This is a genomic window from Maledivibacter halophilus, assembly GCF_900167445.1.
Taxonomy (GTDB): domain Bacteria; phylum Bacillota; class Clostridia; order Peptostreptococcales; family Caminicellaceae; genus Maledivibacter; species Maledivibacter halophilus.
Genome location: NZ_FUZT01000012.1, coordinates 119,115 through 143,048, shown reverse-complemented (window position 1 = coordinate 143,048; position 23,934 = coordinate 119,115). Strand labels below are relative to the sequence as shown.

Sequence of the window (23,934 nt, the reverse complement as noted above, 5' to 3'; positions counted from 1 at the left end):
ATGTTCTTATTCATTTAACAATTCTTCTTCAATAAATGACAGGGAATAAATCAAACAGGGTAAAAACCCTGTTTTATTCACATACCCCACAAAATTTTTGAACTATTTTTGAGTATATATCTACTGCATCGACTAATTCACTAATTTTAATTCTTTCATCCTTTGTATGGGAATATAAAATATTCCCTGGTCCAAAGACAACAGTAGGTATATTGCCATAATTTGAAAGCAAAGCAGCATCTGTCCAGCCTCTTCTTCTGGTTATTCGAGGCTCTTTTCTAATTACTTCTTTTATAGATTCTCTAACGGTCTTTACAATAGGGTCATCTGGAGATGTTATCAAATATAAATGATCTAAAGTAAGCATATTATTTGGCATCCTGATTATTTTAGCATTAAAATCAGTATCTTCATTTTTTAAGCTATCAATTATATCTTGATATTCTTTTAATACAGACTCCACAGTCTCACCGGGAACATATCTTCTATCAATTTTTATACTACATGTGTCTGCCACTGTACTAGGTTGACTTCCTCCATTAATAACCCCAAAGTTCATAACTGAAGGTCCCATATATTCATTATATCTTTCAGCTAATTTAGGATATAATTCATCCTTAATTCTTTCAATAAGTTTTGCTGCCTTCTCAATGGCATTTACACCTAAATGAGGAACCCCTCCGTGGGCAGCCTTTCCCTTTATAATAATTTCCAGCCATTCAAGCCCCCTATGTCCTATTGCATATTCATAATTTGAGGGTTCTCCTACTATGGCTCCATCTGCCTTTAGTCCTGATTTTACTAAATACTCACTTCCTTCACTTCTTTCTTCTTCACCTATTACTCCAGTAAAAATCACATCTCCCTTAAGCCTTTTCCCGGAGCGTTTTAATGCCACCATTGTCATTAACATACTGGCTATAGGGCCCTTCATATCCACAGCGCCTCTGCCCCAAATTGCCCCATCCTTAATTTCAGCAGCAAAAGGGTCAATTGTCATATTATAGGGAGGAACAGTATCAGTATGTCCATTTAGCATTAATCTTTTGCCTGCTTTATCTCCCCTAAGATAGGCTATAACATTACTTCTTTCCCTTTCTACTGGAATGAGCTCAGCCTCTAAATCATTTTCAATACAAAAATTGTAAATGTATTTGGAAACTTCTTTTTCCCGTCCATCAGCATCTTTATGGCTTGGAATCTGTATTAAAGACTGGGTAAGTCTTATAAGTTCTTCTAAAGAATAGAACTTCCTAATATCAACCAATTTTCTTCACCTCTGCCTATATAGGGTTTACATAGTAAAACTTAATTTATACATATGAAAATATCCAATGCTTCTAAGGAGTTTTCATGTGTATAAATTAAAGTCTTTACTTAAATCCCTATTAATGTGGAAATTACATAATCTAAATTCCGGATAGTCCAACAACCTATATATTAACAAGTTCTTGATTAAAGTAATTATACAATTTCCCTCATATAGATGTATTACTATAATATTTTATTTAAAATGGTCCAAAGCCTATTATATTCACTATAATAATTAGTATTGCACCTGTTGCTAGCCATATTAGCATCAAAGGCCATAGGAATTTAAACCATTTTTCATATGGAATTTTTGCAACGGATAAAACACCCATTAGAGAAGCAGAAGTTGGAATTATGGAGTTTGTAAAACCATCTCCAAATTGATAAGCAACTACTGCAGTTTGTCTTGTAATGCCTACAATATCGGCAAGGGGCTTCATTATAGGCATTGTAGCAGCTGCCTGACCTGATCCCGAGGGAATAAAAAAGTTAATTATAACCTGAGTAATATACATACCTACAGCTGATATACTATTTGGAAGAGATTGGATTGCCGTTGCAAGACCATTTACTATTGAATCCAAAATCATTCCATCCTGCATAACTACTAATATACCTCTAGCTATACCTACAACCAAAGCACCGAAAACTATTGATTTTGCACCAACTATAAATTCTTGAGCTAGTCTACTAGGACTAAGCTTTCCTAAAAATCCTCCTATTATACCCATTGCCAAGAAAGCCGAACTTATTTCTGTAATATACCATCCATTTTTAAATACTCCCCATATAATAAATCCAAAACCTACAACTATTGTAGCAAGGACTAAATGATGCTGAGTCTCTAACTGCGGTATATTGGATAAATCAATAACTTTATCCTTTTCTTCTATTTCAAGCTCACGAACAAAACTTATAGATGGATCCTTCTTAACCTTCTCTGCATACCTAATTACATAGACTATAGTAATAGCCAGAAAAATTATTAAAAATGCAATTCTAACTCGTAATCCTGAAAACAAAGGTAATTCAGCTATTTTTTGTGCTACTCCAACTGTAAAAGGATTCATAAATCCAGATGTAAATCCACAAGCTGCACCTAAAGTTATCATAGCAGTTCCAGTTATGGCATCAAATCCTAAAGCCCTGGCTAAAGCTATTCCTATAGGAACAAAAACTATAGTTTCTTCAGACAGCCCAAAGGTGGCTCCTCCTAAAGAAAATATAATAATAAAGGAAGGAATCAGCAATTTTTCTTTTCCTTCCAAAGCCTTTGCCAGCTTTCCAATACCTGCTTCAATAGCTCCTGTAGCTGTTATCATTTGGAAGGCTCCTCCAACTATAAAAATAAAGAAAATTATGCTGGAGGCATCTTGCATCCCCTTTGGAATAGATTGGAACAGATCAAAAAATTTAATAGGATTTTGCTGTACATTATGAAATGAAGTTGGAATTACAACTGTTTTTTCTGATACTTCATCATACTCCCTATCATATTCCCCTGCTGGAATAATGTATGTTAAAATTGCCATAATTAAAATTACACTGAATAAAATTACATAGGTATGGGGCACTTTAAATTTTTTCTTATTATTATTTTGTTTATGACTTGCAGCCATGTAAAATCCTCCTTCTTTATCTTTTTATATACTATTTGTTTTGACATTTTAAAGCATTTTAAATATAATGTAATCGTGACCTTTGGCAAAAGGGTGTTTTATTTTGGCTATAAAATATAAGGCATCTCTTTTGCTTTTTTATTCTTAAACCCTCCTTTCTCAATAAATTACTTTTCACATCACCACCTCCTTTTATCTAAGGTATATGTTTACTAATTTTACGGGCAGCATCAATTATTAACTCTTTAATCATTTCCAGTTTCTCAAGGTTGATTGATTCTTTAATACCTGCTGTGGCAATAGATCCTATAACCCTACCCTTTGAATTTTCCACTGGTGCACCTATTCCTATTGCCCCTGGAATATTCTCTCCATCGCTTATAGTATAGCCTTTTTTCCTAATTTTAGTATACTCCTGTAAAAGTGTCTTTGGATCAGTAATGGTATTTTCTGTCCTTTTTTCTAATTTTGCATTATAAACTATTTCTTTAAGCTCCTCTAAAGGTTCATAGAAAGCCATAATTGTTTTTCCGTAGGCTCCACAATGAATCGGATAAAAACTTCCAGGTTTATATCCCATCCCAATAGCTGTATACAATTCATTTTCATATATATTAATTATTTTGCCATTTTCTATTATTGAATACCCCGTGGACATCTTTAACTTTTCTGACACTTCATCCACAATACTAATTAATTCATTCATATTATTAGTTTTGTTTATATATGCTGAACCTACATGGTAAGCCATGGGACCTATTTTATATTTTTTATTAGAAGGAGATTGGAGTACAATCATATTGTTTTTTAATGTACTCAATATTCTATGAACAGTACTTCGATTTATATTCAAGGCCCTACTTAATTCTAATGCTGAAAAACAGTAAGGCTCTTTGGCTAAGTATTTCATAATTTCTATAGACTTCTCTAAAGAAGATAATTTATCTACACCCATTTTTCCCCTCCATTCAATAGTATGTTCATTATATGGACACATGTCTGTTATGCGAACTTTTTGATTATTTTTATATTCGCCATTTATCAGAAAATTCCTTCATTTTTTCAAAAATTTTTATATATAAACAAAAAAAACTTCAGTAAACAATTGTTTACTGAAGTTTAAGCTAAGATATTTCTATTTTAATAACTGATCTAATCTATTCTTGTCAAATCCTTCTATTACTTCACCTTCAACATTAATAATTGGAACTCCCATAAAACCTTGGGCCATCAATTCTTTCCTAGCATTCATATCACTTGATATGTTTTTTTCTTGATAATCTACACCCTTTGATTTTAAATAATCCTTTGCCATGTGACAATACCCACAAGTATCACTTGTATAAATTACTATTTTCTTGTTCATAACATTCCCTCCATTTTTTAAATTTATATTATGCAGCATCCTTACTTTTTTCTATTTCTTTTTTGTCCTTTGCCTTCTTAATTAGTCCAGTAGCATATCCCATTGGACATACTTGGCACCATGTTCTAGGTTTGAATATAACTCCCATAATAACACCTAAAGCCAAGGAAGCCATCATCAATCTAAATACTGCAAAGGCAATTCTATTAAAACTTGGCCCCGCATGAATTAAAGAAATTGAAAACATAGTCATCATCAATATAAGTAATATATTTTTAACAGTTTTACCCCTTAGATTTTTAGGTAAATTATTTTGCAGACTTACATTTTTTAAAAAATTACCAAGTAGAGATCCTCTTGGACAATAATGGGAGCAATGAATTTTCCCCCTACCTTTTATTGCATGATACATTGGAACTGTCATGCAAATAAAACCTAAAACACCAAATCTAATATCTATTATGGAAAGTACTATAAATAGCACCATAAATATCCATGACCATTTCATATGTGATTTTTTCTTTATCACCTTCATTTCCTCCTCTTTAAAAAAATTGCATAATTATCTTTTTAAAAACTAAATTTTAAAGTTTTAAGTAAAGACCTTAATTTATACATATGAAAGTACAGAACTGTTTTAAGAAATTTCATATGTATAAATTAAGGATATTATTCTCTCATATTCAATTGTTACAATTTCTAATTATGCAATTATATTTGATTTTCCCTTATTAATTTAGCAACTTGAGCCTCCATAGCTTGGTGATATTCTAAAACCTTTTGATAACCAACTACTTGAATAATCTATGTCAAATCCACCATATCTTTTTATCAAATCATTTTCCACAACATAGTTTATACCATCATCTTTAACAAATTGGTCATTTTGCTTTTGCTCATCCAGAGCAATGCCAAAGGATGGGCCGCCTCAACCCATGCCTGCGATATATATCCTTATAACAGGTTCATTAATTTTCTTTCCTTCTAGTGATTTTCTAATCATTTCCTTTGCTTTATCAGTAATGTTGATATTCATATATTTATCCCTCCTAGTATTATTTTAACCAATTTTATATTTTTAATCATTCCCGTATACCCCGGGTAGGTATATTCATTATAATATATGTTTTCTCCAATGTCAACACTATTACTTGTACTTTTTTTAATTTTTTACATAAAAAAACCGACAAATTAATGTCAGATTTATTTTAAATACTTTTATATTTTGATATTATTTTTTCTGCTATCTTTATTCCGTCAACAGCTGCTGAAATTATACCTCCAGCATATCCTGCTCCTTCCCCTGCAGGGTAAAGTCCCTTTACATTTATACTCTCAAGAGTTTCGCTATCTCTTACTATCCTTATTGGAGATGAACTTCTAGTTTCTACTCCGGTTATAATAGCACTCTTCATTCCAAACCCCTTTAACTTTTTATCCATGTTTATTATACCTTCCTTCATAGCATAGCTAATATAGCTAGGTAAACAATTGTTCATATCTGTTAATTTGACTCCAGGCTTATAGGATGGGTTAACATCTCCCAGGTTTTTAGATTTGACATCTTTAATAAAATCTCCCACTAACTGAGCTGGAGCAATATAGCCTCCTCCGCCAATTTCAAATGCTTTTTTCTCCCATTTTCTTTGAAAATACATTCCTGCTAAAGGATGGCTTTCTTCAAAATCTTCTTGAACAACCGAAACCAATAAAGCACTATTTGCATTTTCCTTATCTCTTGCATGTTCACTCATACCATTAGTTACAACTTTTCCTTCTTCTGAAGCGGCTGCTACAACATTTCCACCAGGGCACATACAAAATGTATAAACAGATCTTCCATTTGAAGCATGGTATGTAAGTCTATAATCAGCAGCTCCCAATCTTTTATGGTTTGAAAACTGTTTATATTGAGCTTTATTAATAATGGCTTGTGGATGTTCTATCCTTACACCTATTGCAAATGGCTTTTGTATTATACTTATTTTCCTTTTATACAGGAGTTCAAATGTATCACGAGCACTATGTCCTACAGCCAATATAACTGCTTCTCCCTTTATTATTTCTTCATCATTTATTTCTACACCATATATTTGCTCTTCTTTTATTTTAAAATCAGTTACCTTTGAATTAAATATAATATTCCCACCAAGCCTCTTAATTTCTTCTCTAATATTCTTTACAACCCTCTTTAATATATCTGTCCCTACGTGGGGTTTAAATGAATACATAATATCATCTGGTGCCCCAGCTTTAACAAGCTCCTTTAATACCTTTCTGCATTTGATATCCTTTATTCTAGTTGTTAACTTTCCATCAGAAAATGTCCCAGCACCTCCTTCTCCAAATTGTACATTTGATTCTAAATTAAGTTTTCCCGTTTTCCAAAATTTTTCTACAGTTTTACTTCTATTATCTACATCTTCACCTCTTTCTAAAATCAAAGGTTTATATCCCATTTGTGCAAGAATTAATCCACTAAAAAGTCCAGCAGGTCCTGATCCTATTACTATGGGACTTGTTTCTAAAGGAACTTTTCCCGAATGGGGATATTTATATTCCATATTAGGAGTAACGCTAACATTTTTATTTTTTACGGTTTTTATAATTTTTTCTTCATTATCTACTGATAAATCTAAAGTATAAACAAAATCTATCTTTCCTTTTCTTCTTGCATCAATGGATTCTTTAAATATATTTAAATCTACTATTTCCTTAGGTTCGATTTTAAGGATTTTACTAACCTTATAAGGTAATTCATCTATGCCATCTTCTATGTCTAACCGTATCCCTGATATTCTTATCATAAGCAGTATCCTTCCTATTTTTTGAAAAATTTATAACTAGCCCAATTTGATTATAATAAAAGCCGAGCTTAGCTCGACTTTTATTGTTTCATTTCAATTAAAATTAATAAAATAAGCTTTTTATTAATGGAATAATAAATGATCGTGCAAATACTATAGATATAGCTATTGGTCCAACCCACTTAACTAGGAATGACCAAGAACTAGCCAATTTAAATTCTAATTGTCCATTATTGGAAGCTTCTTTGACCGCTTTGTCTGTACCCCATACCCATCCAACAACTATACAAAGTAAAAGTCCACCTAGAGGTAATAGAATATTAGAAGCCACAAAGTCTAATGAATCAAAGAAATTTCTGTCACCAATAATCTTAATATGACTTAATTGTCCAAATGATAAGGATGCAATTATTCCTATACAAAACATAGCAAAACCTATTACAAATACAGCTGTTTTACGTTTCATTTTCCATTCATCTACTACATATGAAACACATACCTCAAGTAGTGAAATCGATGATGATAATGCTGCAAACAATACTAAAAAGAAAAATAATATTGAGAATAATGATCCTAATGGCATTTGTGCAAATACAGCTGGTAGGGTTATGAATAGAAGTCCTGGTCCAGCTGACGGCTCATATCCAAATGCAAATACTGCAGGTAAGACAATGAGTCCTGCAAGTAAAGCCACTCCTGTATCAATTAGAGGAATAGCAGTAGCACTTTCAGGAATATTAGTATCTTTGCTTAAATAACTTCCATAAGTAACCATACATCCCATACCTAAACTTAAAGAGAAAAATACCTGTCCTAATGCATCTAGAATTATACCGGGATTTTTAATAATGGTCTGAAAATCTGGAACCAAAAGATATTTAATTCCCTCTATTGCTCCCGGCAATGTTACAGCACGTACTGCAATTATAACTATCATTATAAAAAGACCCGGCATTAATATCTTACTTGATCTCTCAATACCTCCACCTATACCACCAAGAACAATAATCATAGTAAGTAACATAAATGCAGCATGATAAACTATAGGCTCAACTGTTCCACTTATTAGATCACCAAACATTCCACCTAAAGCTTCTGCATCAGCCACATTTAAAGCACCAGTAAATGATTTAACTATATAATTTATTACCCATCCACCAACTACACTATAATATGAAAGAATAATAAATCCAGCTAAAACTCCCAGAGCCCCAACCCATGACAACTTCTTACTTATCTTTCTATATGCACCAATTGCATTTAATTGAGTATATCTACCAAGTGTTATTTCAGCTAACATTAAGGTAAAACCCACAAGAAATAAAATTATAAAATATACAAGTACAAATGCTCCTCCACCATTTTTCCCTGCCATATATGGGAATTTCCAAAGGTTACCAAGACCTACTGCTGAACCTGCAGCAGCCAGTATAAAACCTACTTTAGAACCCCATTGCTCTCTTTGTCCATCCTGATTGAAGTTTGACATTGTTTTCCTCCTTTTTGTTAGTTCTGATGTTTATTCTACTGCTCACCCCCTTTAATCTGTATATAGAATTCGACAAAAGTCGCTTTTAATAGCTAAAAGATACTTTGTAGATTTTCTATATATTGATATTATTATTCCTTTTAAAATATTTATGCATAGCTATATCATTAACAGACTTCAAAGTATATTTTGAATTATTCGACATTTTTCGACCGATGTATTTTTTTATTATATTACATGAATTTAATAATTTCAATAAAAATTTTATGATTTCAATTTTTTAACATATAAATTTTTTTAATATTTAGTCTTATTATAGAATAAATATATTTAATATAAATAATGGATAAATTTGTTCATATATTGATGTTTATAATTTGTTTGGATGGACAAAATATATAGAAATGAAGAATAGAGAAAATAATTATGCAATTTCATCTTTAAATTTATAAAGGAGTTGAAATCATGAATATAGATAGAGCTAGAGAAATTATAGGTTCCTCAAATAAGATTGATGTTACCTACGACGGGCGGTCTGTGTGGATTAATAGTATTAATCCTACCAATGGAAAAGCCTTTGTAAAAACCCTTGATGGCACCAATGAGCATCATCAGGTTTCAGTATCTGAACTGGTTGAACAGTAGACAAATGGATTTTTCATCTATTTGTATTTTCAAGTTCATTATTCAAGTTCTTAATTAGGTTTTAGTTGTAAACAAAACAAAGCTTCCCACAAGAACTATAGTCTCGCGGGAAGCTGATGCTTCTCTTTAATTTCCAAACCAAATTTTTATTTCTTTTTTAGCAGCTTCAGAATCTGAAGAAGCATGTACGGAGTTTTCTGTTATGCTTTTACCATACTTATTTCTTATGGTTCCTTTGCTAGCCTTCATAGGATCGGTATTTCCATTAATTTTCCTAACTTTGGCTATTGAATTATCTCCGCTAATAATTAATGCAACTATTTTTCCCTTCCATAGAGCTTATTAATTCATTAAAAAAGGGCTTGTTTTTATGTTCTGCATAATGCTTATTAAGAATTTCTTGTGTAGCTGATATCATTTTTAATTCTTCTATGGAAAGTGCATTTTCTTCATATATACTTATTATTTTTCCTATTATATTCTTAGCAATGGCATCAGGCTTAATTAATACTAATGTTTTTTCCATATAATTTCTCTCCTATCCTCCTCAATAACAATCTAAGTTTAAATTACTTTGTTAAAATATCAATTAGTGTATCATAATCTACTCCCACTGGAATTTTAAATTTACCATAATGAATTTTTCTTTCTGCATCTCTTTCAACAATTTTTTTTACAAATTCTTTCTTACTATTTATTATATTTGCCTTAAATAAATTTTCTATAACTATTTCGCTAGAATCTCCTCTTTCAACTTTAAATTCAATATATTCTAATTCATTAGATTCTTTTATATCTTCTTTGATCTCTTCACTATTTTCACTACTTTTTACATCTTCATCATGGTTACTACTCTTGTCATTGTTCTCATTTTCTTGTTTTGATTTTAAATTATCTTCTTTTTTACTAATTTCTTCTACATTAATATTATCTTTAGTATTTGTAACATTCACTTCCTTTTCTGATGTAGCCTTTTCTTCCTCATTATTTAACTTATTATTCATTTCAATAATTTCATTAATTTCATACATTCCTAATTCACGAGCCCTTTGCTTTATCTGCTGGTCTGTATACTCTACATACTCTATATTTGGTTTAATAATACTTATAATACTGCCTATTACTAAACCTATGCCTATGCCAAGTATTATGTAGTATATCTGTGTTTTATTATTCTTCATATTATACTCCTTTATAGTAATTTATCTGTATTATATTTGATTATATCAATATACGGCTAAAAAATAAATAATTTTAAGGTTGAGAAAAAGAAAAAACTTGACTTTTTAAAATTACAATTGTAAACTATATATTGTAATTACATTTGTAAATATATCTTAAGATAATAAAATATTTAAGGAGGTTGTACTATGAATATTCCTAGGATATCAGAATCTGAGTGGGAAATAATGAAAATCATATGGAAATATAATCCAATAACTTCAGAAAAAATAGTACTTTTTTTACAGGGTAAAGTTTCATGGAGTGAGCAAACCATAAAAACATTTATAAACAGGCTTGTTAAAAAAGGCGCAATTGGATTTGAAAAATCTGGACGTCAGTACTTATATTATCCATTGATTTCTCAAAAAAAGTGTGTAAAAGAAGAAAGTAAATCTTTTTTGGATAGAGTCTTTAATGGAGCAATTGGTATGATGATGTCTAATTTTTTAGAAGAAGCACGTTTATCAGATGAAGAAATTGAGAAACTCAAAAAAATACTAGAAGAGAAGCATGGAAAGGATAAGTAATGACGGTAAATAATTTTAATTTTACAATAAGGTATGGTATAAAAAGGTGGACTTAATATGGATATGATTTTCATAGTTTTTTCATTGATCTTAAATTCTTCACTTCAAGCAAGCATAGTTGCATTACCAATTATAGCATTAAAAAGTTTTTTTAGTAATATCATTAATGCTAGAATTCATTACATTTTATGGTTTTTAATACTGATACGTCTACTAATACCCTTTTTCCCAGAAAGTGATTTAAGCCTATTTAATATTTTTCAAACCCAAATATTGGATACTGAATCGGATTTTGAGAAAACCATTTCAATCCACACTATAAATGGTAAATTAGATCAAAAAGAATTCTACGAAAATCAATATTTTGATACACATAATAAAATAAATGAAAATAATCTTATGAAACAAAGTAAAAAAATAAATGTTATGAGTTTAAAAATAATATCTTCTATATGGTTTATAGGTTTTCTTTTCATGATTTTATTAATATTAAAATCCATAGTTAGAATAAAATCTAAAACTAAATACTTTAATAAAGTAGTAGATAGAAATATTCTAACGATTTTTGATAAATGTAAAGAAAAACTGGAAATACAAAAAGAAATATCTATTTATACTGGAAATTATTTTGAAAGTCCTTGTATTTTTGGCATATTTAATCCATGTATTTATTATCCTCAAAATATGTTGGCTGAAACTAACAATAAAGAATTATACCATGTTTTATTGCACGAATTAGCCCATTATAAAAGGAAAGATCACTTTGGAAATTTATTAGGACTTTTAGCTCTATCTATCCACTGGTTCAATCCAATTGTTTGGATTTGTATAAAAAGAATGAGACAGGATAGAGAACTTGCTTGCGATTCATATGTTTTAGAGGTTATTGGAGAAAAGGAAGCCATATCCTATGGAAATACTATAATAGAATTTTTAAAACACTTTTCACTAAGTAAAAAACAGTCTAATCTACTAATTTTTTATAAACCAAATAATCAATTTGAAAGGAGAATAAAAATGATTAAAAACTTTAAAAAAGGTTCTTACAAAATATCCATAGCTAGTATTATATTTTTTATAATCATAGGGACTTTCATTCTTACTAATGCTGTTACAGGTGAAAATGATAAAAACCTTATACCACAGAATAATTCCATAAAAACAATGAACAAAATAACAAAATCTATTTATAAGGATAAACTCATTATTATAGATCCTGCTCATGGAGAACACGACCCTGGAAGTATTAATACTAAGCTTGAATTAAAAGAAAAGGACATTGTTTTAGATGTGGCACTAAGACTTAGAAAACTCCTTGAAAATACAGGTTTTAAAGTATACATAACTCGTGAAGATGATAAATATATTACTTTACAGGAAAGGGCTGATATGGCAAACAAACTTAAAGCTGATGCATTCTTGAGTATCCATGTATTTGCCGATTCCAATATTAGTGAAGAAGGAGTCCATGTTTCTTACTCCCCAAAAGAGAACATTGATAGCAAAACTTTTGCATCAATAACAAAAAATTCTCTAGTTCAAGATTTAAATACAACTGACAAAGGAATAATTGAAAAACCTAATCTTGTTGTTCTTAAAAACACACAAATGCCTGCTATTTCATTATCCCTAGGATATTTAACAAACCCTAGAGAGGGAGAACTTTTTGGGCAAGATGAATATAAACAAAACTGCGCTGAAAGTATCCATAATGGACTAATTGAATACTTCAATAAAGTATTAACAAAGTAGACCATTTTTCCCTTAGCTTGTTTATTAATTAATGATTATATTAAAAGAACTCCATTCTAGCCTTTATTCCAGAATAGAGTTCCTTTTTTAATTGAGATAATTGCATAATTTAAATTTTGATCAATTGCATAATATATTAATCCTTTAGAGATTTTAAAACTAGATATAGTAGGTAATTTTTGCAAAAGGTAATTATGCAATTTCCTCAATTAAATACAAATTTGTAAAAAATATTCTTACAACAACATATCTAATGATTCTTTTAAATCATCAATTATATCTTCTGGACTTTCTAAACCAATGGATAATCTTACTAACCCATCGGTTATTCCAGCTTCAAGTCTTTCTTCTTTTTCATAGGGAGAATGGGTCATTGAAGCAGGATGTTGGATTAATGTTTCTGCATCTCCTAGGCTTACTGCTAATTTACACATTTTTAGAGAATTCATTAATTTTTTTCCTTCTTCTATTCCACCCTTTAACTCAAAGGATATCATTGCACCAGGTAAAGACATTTGCTTTTTAGCTAAGTCATACTGGTCAAAACTCTTTAGTCCAGGATAATATACCTTTTCAACTGCATTATGTTCTTCTAAAAATTCTGCCACCTTCATTGCATTTTTACAGTGTTTTTCCATTCTTATATCTAAGGTTTTCATACCCCTTATAATTAAAAATGCATCGAAGGGAGATAGTGATGATCCTGTCATGTCTTTAACACCAAACAATCTTACTTCATCTATAAATTCTTTAGATCCTACAACAAGCCCAGCAATAACATCTCCATGACCATTTAAGTATTTAGTGGCAGAATGAACAACTACATCAGCTCCCATTTCTATGGGCCTTTGAATATATGGTGTCGAGAAAGTATTGTCTACTACAACTATACAATCCTCATTTTTATGGGCTATATCAGCTATGGCAGATATATCTGTAACTTTTAATGTTGGATTTGCCGGAGTTTCTAGATACACTATCTTTGTATTTTCCTTCATGGCATTTCTAACGTTTTCCGGATTACTTGCATCTACAAAGGTGACTTCTACACCATATCTAGTAATTCCATGACTTAAATAGGCATGGGTGCAACCATAAATTGGATCTGCAGAAATGATATGATCTCCCGCCTTTAGTTTTGTCCAAAAAACAGATGTAATAGCACCTATCCCAGATCCAGTAGACATAGCTGCTTCTCCACCCTCTAATATAGCTATCTTTTCTTCTAGCTGCATATTAGTTGGGTTTCCCAATCTTGTATAAATAAACCCTTCTTCTTCTAAAGCAAAACGATTTCCTCCTTGCTCAGCTGAATCAAACACAAATGTAGATGTTTGATATATGGGTGTTGCTAAAGCACCAGTCGTTGGGTCAGTCTTACTCCCCCCATGTATAGCCTTAGTTGCAAAGCCTTTTTTTTCCAATTCTTGCCTTTTCATATAATTCTCATCCCCTTCTAATTGTTTTTATTAACAAATATGCAATTTACATGCCAATCTTATATACCTTGAATATGCCCATTAGTTAATTTATAATTTTAGAAATTGGTCACTATAGTAACCATTAAACGAAAAAATGTAAAAAAAAGTTTCCATTTTGTAAATTATTCTTTACAATGATCTTTTAAATTATATTTATTCATCTTATTTATAACTGTAGTATGGGAAACTCCCAATTTTTTAGCAGCTTTTCTAATACTTTTGCTTTCTTTTAAAACATCTCTTATTATCTGTTTTTCAACTCTATTAATAATAACCTTTAGCTTATCATTCTTATCAAATGGTGAATCATTATATTTGAAGTTAATTCCAGTTTTTGAATAAACAGGTATATTATATCCTTTCAAAACACTTCCTCTGCAAAAAAGCATGGACCTTTCAATAACGTTTTTTAATTCCCTGACATTTCCCTTCCATTTATGATTCATAAGTTGATTTATAAATTCCGAGTCTATATGCTTTACATTTTTTCCATATTTTATATTAAACTTATTTGTAAAATAATTTGTTAAATGGGGAATATCTTCAACTCTCTCATTTAACTTTGGTATGAAAATGGGTATAACATTCAATCTATAATATAAATCTCCTCTAAACTCATTTGTCTCAACCATTTTTTCTAAATCTCTATTAGTGGCTGCTATAATTCTTACATCTACCTGCTCTTCTTCTATCCCTCCAAGCTTCCTTATGGTTCCATCCTGAAGAACCCTTAAAAGCTTTGCCTGCATGGCCATAGATAATTCTCCGACTTCATCCAAAAACAATGTTCCTCCATCTGCCATTTTAAAAAGTCCTTCCTTCCCAGTTAATGCACCTGTAAAACTTCCTTTTTCAAATCCAAATAATTCACTTTCTATTAAGCTATCTGGAATTGCTGCACAATTTAAGACAATGAATTCTTTATCACTTCTATCGCTTAATTCATAGACTGCCTTAGCAAATAATTCTTTTCCTGTCCCACTTTCTCCCCTTAGCAAAATACTAGAATCACTTTTTGCAACGGCTAAAATCATTTCTTTAACTCTTTGAATTTTAGGACTGTTACCTATAATTTTTCTAAAAGCTCCTCCATCGTTTTGTAAAACTGCATTAGCTATTTTCATAGCTCCATCAAAATCCTTTATCGATATAACAAATCCATGATTTTTATTTTCATCGTCGTTAATGGTCTTAAGGGAAATTAAATATAAATTTTCTTCCCCATCATTCTCTATCTTTAGTTTTACATTTTCAAATTCTTGAACATCTTTTATAAGTTTTATTATATTAGGCTTGTTATAAAAAAATTTTCTTATATCTTGTCCTAATACTTTTTCTTTTTCAATATTAAAATATTCTTCACAATAATAATTAAATATTTCAATTTTTAAATTTTTGTTGACTGCTATTATACCTTTTTCTACTGCATTTATGACTGTACAGAGTTTTTTTTCATCTATTTCATAATTTAATAGCTCAGTTTTCTTAACTGAAATAATTCCATCGGTTTTGTAGAACTCATCTAATAAAGTATCCAATATTTCTTTGTCTATCCATTTGAATTTTACATTACATTTGTTTGGAAACACTTCCAAGGAATCAATGCTTAAATTGTTTTTATAAAAAACCTCCAAGACCTTATAGGCCATGCCTACTCTGTCCTCAGTAATGATCTCAAATCTAATATAATCTTTCATATATTTCACCTAATTTAACCTTTTTTTCTATTCTATACCACTTGCTTTAATATACGCAAGTATTTAATATATGATATTATAGATATGTTGCTGGCAAGCTAAAAAATTGTCATTTAAAGCAAAAGAACTACAAATTATATTAAATAAACTGTAGTCCTATTTTTACAATATTATTATTTTTTATATCTTTTATATAGCTCTTCTCTTATTTCATTAACAGTTACATCTTTATCTGCCAGTAAAACTAATAAATGATAGATTAAATCTGAAGTTTCATAGATAATTTCTTCTTTATCATCATTTTTTGATGCAATTATAACCTCGCTGGTTTCTTCACCAACTTTTTTTAGTATCTTATCTACTCCCTCTTCAAATAGATATTTTGTATATGATCCCTCTATCGGCTTCTTTTTTCTTTGTAAAATCCTTTCATAAAGTAAATCCACTACTTTTAAAGCTTCTGGGTTACTTGTCTTTTCTTTATATATTGATTTATGAAAACAGCTATTTTCTCCTGTATGGCATGTTGGACCCATAGGTTTTACTTCTATTAATAATGTATCCTTATCACAATCGTATTTAATATTCTTTACTATATGAAAATTACCCGATGTTTCTCCCTTATTCCACAATTTTTGTCTGCTCCTGCTGAAAAACCATGTCTTTTTCGTTTCAAGGGTAAGCTTAAGGGATTCTTCATTCATATATCCAAGCATTAAAACATCCTTAGTGACATGATCCTGTATTATTGCAGGAATCAAGCCCTTTTCATCATATTTTAGACTGCTTAAGTCTGTCATTAAAAATCTCTCCTGACTTCAATACCATTTTTATATAGATAATCTTTTAGGTTCTTTATTTCTATTTGCCTGTAATGAAATACAGAGGCTGCCAAAGCTGCATCAGCCTTACCTTCTTTTAAAACTTCTAAGAAATCTCCTCTTTTCCCTGCTCCTCCTGAAGCTATAACAGGTATATTTACCATTTCTGAAATTAGTCTCGTTATTTCTATACTATATCCATTTTTCACTCCATCGGAATCAATTGAGTTTAGAACAATTTCACCTGCTCCAAGATCTTGTCCCCTCAGCGCCCATTCTACTGCCTTTAAACCCGTATTAATCCTACCTCCATTTATATATACATCCCAATCATTTTTATTTTTCTTAACATCCATAGAGAGTACAACACATTGACTTCCAAACTTAAGGGCTGCTTTAGTAATAAGTTCTGGTGTTTTTACAGCAGCAGAATTTATTGACACTTTATCAGCTCCAGCCTTTAAAACCTTTGTAAAATCTTTTATTGTTCTTATTCCACCTCCTATAGAAAATGGAATATTTATATTCTGAGCAGTTCTTTCTACTACATCAATAAAAATATCCCTATTTTCATTTGAAGCAGTTATATCATAAAAAACCAGTTCATCGGCTCCATTATCACAATAGTACTTAGCAAGCTCTACAGGGTCAGCCACATCCTGTATATCCTTAAATTTCTTTCCCTTAACAACTCTTCCCTTATCTACATCAAGACATGGAATTATCCTTTTAGCAAGCATAATATTCCTCCTATATCAATGTAATCCATTAAAACCTAAAGAACGAAAGTAGACTCTGAAGTTTCCTTCCCCGCGATTTTTATGAACTTGTTTATCCTTCTAATTATTTAATTTAAAACTTATTTCTTGCATGAGCCAAAAGGATTCTCAGTGGCTACTTAAAGTAAGTTAAATTTTAAATTATAATTCCTCTAAGCTAAATTTTCCTTCATAAAGGGCCTTTCCTGTAATAGCTCCATAAAGCTCCATTTTTTTTAGTTTCTCTATATGGACTTTACTTCCTATTCCACCTGAAGCAATTATATTAATATTAACATTATCCTTTAAATTCTTTAGCTGTGAAAAATTAGGACCTATCATAGTACCATCCTTGGAAATGTCAGTATAAACAATAGTTTTTACTCCTGTTTCTTCTAATTTCCTGGCAAAATCTACTGCCCTCACATCACTGCTATTTGTCCATCCATCTACACAAACATATCCATCTTTAGCATCTATTGATACTACTACTTTCTCACCAAGCACCCCTACCAATTCTTCCACAAAACCATCTTTTTTTATAGCTGACGTACCAACTATTATTCTTTCTACATTTAAATCCAGTATTTGCTTTGCTCTTTCTAAGGTTCTTATACCTCCACCCACTTGAACTGGAATATCTACAGCTTCTACAATTTTTTTGATTGAATTTTTATTTACAAGCTCTCCTGTAAGGGCGCCATCTAAATCTACAATGTGTAAATACTCTGCTCCCGATTTCTGCCATTTCTTAGCTATAGCCACAGGATCACTATCATATACAGTCTCTTTATCATATTTTCCCTGATAAAGTCTTACACATTTACCACCTCTTATATCTATCGCTGGAAAAATTATCATTTTATCATCTCCTTAATGTTCCATAGCAGCTTCATTCCTGTTTTTCCGCTCTTTTCAGGATGAAATTGCATTCCTATTATATTATCTTTCCTAACAATAGCTGGAACCCTAGTCCCATAATTAGTCCAACAAATTACATCTTCTTCATGCTTAGGCTTTAAATAATATGAATGAACAAAGTACACATATTCTCCATCATTTATCCCCTTTGCTATATCATCATTTTTAGACTTTATTATTTTATTCCATCCCATTTGAGGCACCTTTAGATGGTTTTTAAATCTAACTATTTCCCCTTCTAAAAGTCCTAGCCCATCCCACTCTCCATCTTCATAGCTTTTTTCAAATAAAAGCTGCATTCCAAGGCAAATTCCAAATAGAAGCTTTCCCTTGTTGGCATTTTCCTTTATACAATCTATCAGATTATGCTTATTAAGATTATCCATAGCATCCTTATATGCTCCTACTCCTGGTAAAACTATTACAGAACTATCATTAATAACACTCTTATCGGAAGTTACTATTACATCTAAGTCAAGACCTTTAAAGGCTTTATATACATTTTTTATATTTCCAACTCCATAATCTATAATTGCTATCATAAGATACTATAAAACCCCTTTCGTAGACATAACGCCTTCTATATTTTTATCTATTGTAATAGCTTCTTTTAATGCCCTACCAAAGCCTTTAAATATTGACTCTATAATATGATGGTTGTTTTCTCCATATTCTAAGTTAATATGAAGAGTTATATTGGCATTATTGGTAAGTGCTATAAAAAATTCCTTCAAGGTTTCTGTTTCAAAGTCCCCCACATATTCTCTCGATAGATTTACATTAAACCTTAAAAAGCTTCTTCCACTTATGTCTAGAGATATCATTGAAAGTGATTCATCCATAGGAGTAAAGGCTGTAGAGTATCTTTTTATCCTCTGTTTATCACCTAAAGCCTCTTTAATGGCCTTCCCAAGAACTATTCCCAAATCCTCTACGGTATGATGATTATCTACTTCTATATCTCCCTTGCATTTTATATTAATATCCATCTGCCCGTGCTTAGTCATAAGAATTAGCATATGGTCTAAAAACTTTATGCCTGTATCAATTTCTGACTTGCCCTTCCCATCCAGCTCTAAGCTCAAAGTTATATCTGTTTCAGTGGTTTTTCTATTGATTTTTGCGATTCTTGACATAATCACACTTCCTTCAATATATCCATTACTTTTTTATTTTCCTTCTCTGTCCCAATAGTTAATCTAATGCAATTTGCTAATGTCCCTTCTACACCGAACCCTTTAACTTGTACTCTTTCTTCTTTAAATCTTTTCATTAAATTTCCATATCTATTTGTCCTAATTAATATAAAATTACTTTTACTTGGTATAGCTTCAATAGATTCTATTGTAATTATCTCATCAAACATTTTATTGCGTTCTCTTTTTACTAATTCAATATATTTACTGACAATTTTCCTATTGTCCAGTACTATTTTCCCTATACACTGGGATATATCATTTAGATTATATGGAGACTTTACCTTGCTTATAGTCTCTATAGTACTTTTAGCTGCTACTCCATATCCTATTCTAAGTCCGGCAAGTCCAAAAGCCTTTGATAGTGTTCTAAGTACTATTAATCTTTCATATTTGTTTATTTTATCTATTATCGTCTCTCCATGAAATTCATAATATGCTTCATCAACAACCACAATAGCCGAGGTATTATCTAAAACCTTCATAATATCCTCTTTTTTAATTACTCTTCCTGTAGGATTATTAGGATTGCATAAAAATATAATTTTAGCATTGCTTGTATTAGCTTTAAGTATTATCTTATCAATATCAATGCTAAAATTTTTATCTCCCTTTACTTCCAAAAGTTTTCCTCCTGCTATTTGAGTGATTATTTTATACATTGCAAAGGAAGGACTGTGGGTAACTACAACATCACCTTTATCTACGAAAGTATCAACAATAATCTTTAGAAGTTCATCAGATCCGTTTCCACATAATATATTTCCCTCTTCTAACTTTATATACTGGGCTAAAGCTTTCTTCAAATCTGTGGCTTCGTTATCGGGATATCTATTTGGAGTTTGATCAGATAGTTTCTTTAAAATCAATTCTCCTATATCATCAAATATATTATATGGGCTTTCATTTGCATCGATTTTAATATCATAGTCCTCTTCAATAACCCTATAGGGCACTAAATTCACTACACTTTCCTTTATCATATCTTTCATAACTAAAACCTCACTTTTATAGAATTCCCGTGGGCAAATAAGCCTTCCGCCTGGCTAAAGGATATTACTTTATCTTTTATATTTTCTAAAGCTTCCTTACTATAGTAAAGCAAGCTGGATTTTTTTATAAAATCATAGGTTCCCAGTGGTGATGAAAACTTTGCTGTTCCTGAAGTGGGAAGGGTATGATTTGGTCCGGCAAAATAATCTCCCACAGGCTCAGGCGTATACTCCCCTAGGAAAATTGCACCTGCATTTTTAATCTTCGAAAGCATTTCAAAGGGATTATCAATCATAATTTCCAAATGCTCTGGGGCTATTTCATTGCTTATTTTTATGGCTTCTTCTATGTTTCTTACTACAAATATATATCCATAATCCTCAAGAGATTTTTCAATGATCTCTTTTCTTTCTGATTCCATAGTTTGTCTTTTTACTTCTTTTTCAACCTCTAAAGCTAAATTTTTAGATGTTGTTATTAATATAGATGATGCCATCTCATCATGTTCCGATTGGGACAATAAATCTGCAGCTATAAATTTCGGATTTTTATTTTCATCTGCAATAATACATATTTCACTTGGTCCAGCTATCATATCTATATCTACTAATCCAAATACAGCTCTTTTAGCCCTTGCCACATAAATATTCCCTGGTCCTACTATTTTATCCACCGGTTTTACTGCTTTAGTTCCATAGGCTAAAGCGGCTATTGATTGTGCTCCTCCTATTTTATATATCTCATCTATACCTGCCACCTTTGCAGCAGCAAGTATGTAGGGATTAATTTTCCCATTTTTGTCTGGGGGAGTAACCATAGCTATAGAATTCACCCCAGCCACCTTAGCTGGTATACCATTCATAAGAACGGTGGATGGATATGCTGCCTTTCCACCGGGAGCATAAATCCCCACCCTATCCAAGGGTCTTATTAACTGTCCTAAGATAATGCCCTCTTTATCATTAGTTATCCAGGAGTCTTGTAATTGCTTTTTATGATATGATTCAATATTCTCCCTTGCTTCCTTTAAAATATCAATAAACTCTTCTCCAACAATTTGTACAGCTTCATCTATTTCATTTTCAGAAACTCTCAGCTCTTTAAGTATTACATTGTCAAATTTTGATGTATATTCAAATAGAGCTTTGTCTCCATTCCTTTTTACATTATCTAGTATTTCGTAAACAATTCTATCTATTTTCGAGAAGTCATTTTCTCCTCTACTGAGCAGTTCATCTGCTTTTCCCTTGTAGTTCACCCCATTTATTTCAATGATTTCCAATCCAGTTAATCCTCCTTTGCATTGTAATATAAAACTTTAATCATCTAAACAATACTTTCTAATCCGTCTATAATTCTTCCAATATTTCCATTTTTAGTCTTTAGACTTACTTTATTCACTACCAGCCTAGCACTTATGTCATGGATTTCTTCCTTTACAACGAGTCCATTTTCCTCCAGGGTTTTTCCTGTTTGAACTATATCTACAATAACATCTGAAAGTCCCAATATAGGGGCAAGCTCTACAGAACCATTTATTTTAATAACTTCAGTAAACACACCTTTCTTGTTAAAATAGTTCTTGGCCACATTGGGATATTTAGAGGCCACAATCAATTTTTTACTATAATTCATTGTGTAATCCTTATGGCCAGCCACGCATATTTTACATTTTCCAATGTTAAGATTTAATATTTCGTATACATCTGCTTGTTTTTCTAATAGTACATCCTTGCCTACAATCCCTATATCAACTGCACCTTTCTCAACATATACAGGTATATCTGAAGATTTAACAAATACTAATTTTATTTTTTTTGAATCATCTATAAAAATAAGCTTTCTACTCTTTTTAGAATAGTCACTAAAATTTATGCCTATCTTCTGAAGTAAAACTATTGCATCATCTGCTAATCTACCCTTTGCTAGTGCTATTTTAACGACATCCACTACAATACCCCCTAATGTATAGATGCTATGATTTCATTACAATCTATAATTTTATAAAATTGATTTAAATTATATTTCTGGGTTTCATTTTTACAAATATCAATTACTTTAAGAAAATCTTCATTTACTTCTATAATCTCCTTAGTATTTCTAAAGGTAGAATTTTTTATATGGAATTTTACATCATTATCATATACATCTGTTTCAACTATAAAGCCTCTATCTCTTAATTCCTCAGAAAGCTTTATTGCCCTACTCCTCAATTCCTCTTTATATAAAACTAAATAATCTGTAAAACAATTCACATTTCCTTTGATATCATACATTTCCATCACCTCTATTATCTTATTTATATTTAATCCAAAGCCACATGCTGGCTTGTTTGCACCAAACTGTTTAGTTAAATTGTCGTATCTTCCTCCACTAAGAACAACTTCCCCGAAGTTATTTAAATACCCTTTAAACATTATTCCTGTATAATATCCCTGCTCCTTAGTAAAGCCTAAATCAAGCATAATATATTTATCATATTTATAATCCCTTAGTATATTGTATACATCTTCTAAATTCTTTAGTGCTTTCTCCATCCTTTCATTGATAACTAGATCCTTGGCCCGTATTAAGACCTTTTCAGGTTTTCCAAATAATTTAGGTATTTTATTAAACCTATTTTTTAGACTTTCTGACATAGACGTATTATTTAAAAATGCCTTTAAATCCCCATAATTTTTATTTCCTATCAGATCTTGAAGTTGCATCCTTTCCATTTTATTAAGTTTTGCTTCATCAATAAGCCCATTCATAAATTCTACCTGTCCTAAATCTACATGAAAATCATTAAATCCACATTCTAACAAGCTCTTAATTCCTATTGCTATTATTTCTCCATCACAATCGGGCTTATTATTACCAAAGTATTCAATGCCACCTTGTATAAACTCACGTTTATCTCCTGTTCTAGATTTATTGGTTCTAAAAATATTTGTTACATATGAAAGCTTTAAATATTCTTCATTAGTTTTATAATTAGTGGCAACCATCCTTGCAACGGGAACAGTTGCATCGGGCCTTAATACCAAAATCCTACCATTATTGTCAATGAGCTTAAACATATTTTCTCTTTTCAAAACACCTTCCATTTCGCTATATAAATCATAATATTCAAAGCTAGGAGTTACTATTTGTCTATATCCAAAGCTTTTGAAGATATTTTTAACTATATTGATTGTCTCTTCTTTAAATTCATAGTCTTCACTATGTAAATCTTCAACACCCTCTGGAAAAATATCATTGTAAATAACCATAAATAACACCAACTTTCGCTTTATTAATTCACCGCTTTATCGCACTAAAGTTTTTTGTAATTATATATTATTT

Annotated in this window: 22 protein-coding genes and 1 pseudogene; 3 read left to right on the top strand and 20 right to left on the bottom strand. The window is 30.9% G+C overall.

Annotation, left to right across the window (positions count from 1 at the left end; translation table 11 throughout):
- Nucleotides 1–73: 73 nt before the first annotated feature.
- The 7 genes from B5X81_RS20855 to B5X81_RS20825 all read right to left on the bottom strand — a co-directional run bounded on the left by B5X81_RS20855 (nucleotide 74) and on the right by B5X81_RS20825 (nucleotide 8,592).
- Nucleotides 74–1,267, bottom strand: a complete 1,194-nt coding sequence (locus tag B5X81_RS20855; RefSeq protein WP_079494543.1) for a M20 family metallopeptidase — start codon at nucleotides 1,265–1,267, stop codon at nucleotides 74–76.
- Nucleotides 1,268–1,508: 241 nt separating this feature from the next.
- Nucleotides 1,509–2,930, bottom strand: a complete 1,422-nt coding sequence (locus tag B5X81_RS20850; protein ID WP_079494541.1) for a YfcC family protein — start codon at nucleotides 2,928–2,930, stop codon at nucleotides 1,509–1,511.
- 196 nt (nucleotides 2,931–3,126) lie between these two features.
- Nucleotides 3,127–3,885, bottom strand: a complete 759-nt coding sequence (locus B5X81_RS20845) for an IclR family transcriptional regulator (protein ID WP_079494539.1) — start codon at nucleotides 3,883–3,885, stop codon at nucleotides 3,127–3,129.
- Nucleotides 3,886–4,065: 180 nt separating this feature from the next.
- On the bottom strand, nucleotides 4,066–4,296 hold the full coding sequence (locus B5X81_RS20840; protein WP_079494537.1) for a glutaredoxin family protein: 231 nt from the start codon (nucleotides 4,294–4,296) through the stop codon (nucleotides 4,066–4,068).
- A 28-nt stretch (nucleotides 4,297–4,324) separates the two neighbouring features.
- Nucleotides 4,325–4,825 carry a 4Fe-4S binding protein gene (locus B5X81_RS20835; RefSeq protein ID WP_330397434.1) on the bottom strand — a complete coding sequence of 167 codons (501 nt, stop codon included), beginning with the start codon at nucleotides 4,823–4,825 and terminating at the stop codon, nucleotides 4,325–4,327.
- 679 nt (nucleotides 4,826–5,504) lie between these two features.
- Nucleotides 5,505–7,103, bottom strand: a complete 1,599-nt coding sequence (locus tag B5X81_RS20830) for an NAD(P)/FAD-dependent oxidoreductase (RefSeq protein WP_079494536.1) — start codon at nucleotides 7,101–7,103, stop codon at nucleotides 5,505–5,507.
- 103 nt (nucleotides 7,104–7,206) lie between these two features.
- Complete coding sequence (locus tag B5X81_RS20825; protein ID WP_079494534.1) at nucleotides 7,207–8,592, bottom strand: sodium-dependent transporter; 1,386 nt, start codon at nucleotides 8,590–8,592, stop codon at nucleotides 7,207–7,209.
- Nucleotides 8,593–9,057: 465 nt separating this feature from the next.
- On the opposite strand from B5X81_RS20825, the gene B5X81_RS20820 reads away from it, so the two are divergent.
- Nucleotides 9,058–9,237 (top strand): H-type small acid-soluble spore protein, encoded by a 180-nt coding sequence (locus B5X81_RS20820; protein ID WP_079494532.1) that lies wholly within the window; start codon nucleotides 9,058–9,060, stop codon nucleotides 9,235–9,237.
- Nucleotides 9,238–9,363: 126 nt separating this feature from the next.
- On the opposite strand, the pseudogene ndk reads toward B5X81_RS20820, so the two are convergent.
- Both ndk and B5X81_RS20810 read right to left on the bottom strand, forming a co-directional pair.
- Nucleotides 9,364–9,763: pseudogene (gene ndk, locus B5X81_RS20815) on the bottom strand (nucleoside-diphosphate kinase).
- Nucleotides 9,764–9,806: 43 nt separating this feature from the next.
- Nucleotides 9,807–10,418 carry a hypothetical protein gene (locus B5X81_RS20810; protein WP_079494530.1) on the bottom strand — a complete coding sequence of 204 codons (612 nt, stop codon included), beginning with the start codon at nucleotides 10,416–10,418 and terminating at the stop codon, nucleotides 9,807–9,809.
- A gap of 189 nt (nucleotides 10,419–10,607) precedes the next feature.
- On the opposite strand from B5X81_RS20810, the gene B5X81_RS20805 reads away from it, so the two are divergent.
- Both B5X81_RS20805 and B5X81_RS20800 read left to right on the top strand, forming a co-directional pair.
- Entirely contained in the window at nucleotides 10,608–10,988 is a 381-nt protein-coding gene (locus tag B5X81_RS20805; RefSeq protein WP_079494528.1) for a BlaI/MecI/CopY family transcriptional regulator, read from the top strand.
- 57 nt (nucleotides 10,989–11,045) lie between these two features.
- Nucleotides 11,046–12,740 (top strand): M56 family metallopeptidase, encoded by a 1,695-nt coding sequence (locus B5X81_RS20800; RefSeq protein ID WP_079494526.1) that lies wholly within the window; start codon nucleotides 11,046–11,048, stop codon nucleotides 12,738–12,740.
- Between the two features lie 236 nt (nucleotides 12,741–12,976).
- Here B5X81_RS20800 and megL read toward each other — a convergent pair whose 3' ends face one another.
- The 11 genes from megL to hisZ all read right to left on the bottom strand — a co-directional run bounded on the left by megL (nucleotide 12,977) and on the right by hisZ (nucleotide 23,861).
- On the bottom strand, nucleotides 12,977–14,179 hold the full coding sequence (megL, locus tag B5X81_RS20795; RefSeq protein ID WP_079494524.1) for a methionine gamma-lyase: 1,203 nt from the start codon (nucleotides 14,177–14,179) through the stop codon (nucleotides 12,977–12,979).
- Nucleotides 14,180–14,343: 164 nt separating this feature from the next.
- Nucleotides 14,344–15,918 (bottom strand): sigma 54-interacting transcriptional regulator, encoded by a 1,575-nt coding sequence (locus tag B5X81_RS20790; RefSeq protein WP_079494522.1) that lies wholly within the window; start codon nucleotides 15,916–15,918, stop codon nucleotides 14,344–14,346.
- Nucleotides 15,919–16,091: 173 nt separating this feature from the next.
- Nucleotides 16,092–16,718: a bifunctional phosphoribosyl-AMP cyclohydrolase/phosphoribosyl-ATP diphosphatase HisIE gene (hisIE, locus tag B5X81_RS20785; RefSeq protein ID WP_079494520.1), complete on the bottom strand. Its 627-nt coding sequence runs from the start codon at nucleotides 16,716–16,718 to the stop codon at nucleotides 16,092–16,094.
- A complete protein-coding gene (gene hisF, locus B5X81_RS20780; protein ID WP_079494519.1) occupies nucleotides 16,718–17,479 on the bottom strand; it encodes an imidazole glycerol phosphate synthase subunit HisF in 762 nt (253 codons plus the stop codon). The genes hisIE and hisF overlap by 1 nt, the downstream gene beginning before the upstream one ends.
- A gap of 180 nt (nucleotides 17,480–17,659) precedes the next feature.
- Entirely contained in the window at nucleotides 17,660–18,358 is a 699-nt protein-coding gene (gene hisA, locus B5X81_RS20775; RefSeq protein ID WP_079494517.1) for a 1-(5-phosphoribosyl)-5-[(5-phosphoribosylamino)methylideneamino]imidazole-4-carboxamide isomerase, read from the bottom strand.
- The gene (hisH, locus tag B5X81_RS20770; RefSeq protein WP_079494515.1) at nucleotides 18,355–18,960 is read right to left on the bottom strand and encodes an imidazole glycerol phosphate synthase subunit HisH; all 606 of its coding nucleotides are present in this window, start codon (nucleotides 18,958–18,960) and stop codon (nucleotides 18,355–18,357) included. Before hisH ends, hisA begins: the two co-directional genes overlap by 4 nt.
- 6 nt (nucleotides 18,961–18,966) lie before the next feature.
- Entirely contained in the window at nucleotides 18,967–19,554 is a 588-nt protein-coding gene (gene hisB / locus B5X81_RS20765; protein WP_079494514.1) for an imidazoleglycerol-phosphate dehydratase HisB, read from the bottom strand.
- A 2-nt stretch (nucleotides 19,555–19,556) separates the two neighbouring features.
- A complete protein-coding gene (hisC, locus tag B5X81_RS20760; RefSeq protein ID WP_079494512.1) occupies nucleotides 19,557–20,606 on the bottom strand; it encodes a histidinol-phosphate transaminase in 1,050 nt (349 codons plus the stop codon).
- 2 nt (nucleotides 20,607–20,608) lie between these two features.
- On the bottom strand, nucleotides 20,609–21,889 hold the full coding sequence (hisD, locus tag B5X81_RS20755; protein ID WP_079494510.1) for a histidinol dehydrogenase: 1,281 nt from the start codon (nucleotides 21,887–21,889) through the stop codon (nucleotides 20,609–20,611).
- A gap of 44 nt (nucleotides 21,890–21,933) precedes the next feature.
- On the bottom strand, nucleotides 21,934–22,557 hold the full coding sequence (gene hisG / locus B5X81_RS20750; protein WP_079494508.1) for an ATP phosphoribosyltransferase: 624 nt from the start codon (nucleotides 22,555–22,557) through the stop codon (nucleotides 21,934–21,936).
- An 11-nt stretch (nucleotides 22,558–22,568) separates the two neighbouring features.
- Nucleotides 22,569–23,861 (bottom strand): ATP phosphoribosyltransferase regulatory subunit, encoded by a 1,293-nt coding sequence (gene hisZ / locus B5X81_RS20745; protein ID WP_079494506.1) that lies wholly within the window; start codon nucleotides 23,859–23,861, stop codon nucleotides 22,569–22,571.
- Nucleotides 23,862–23,934: the final 73 nt, after the last annotated feature.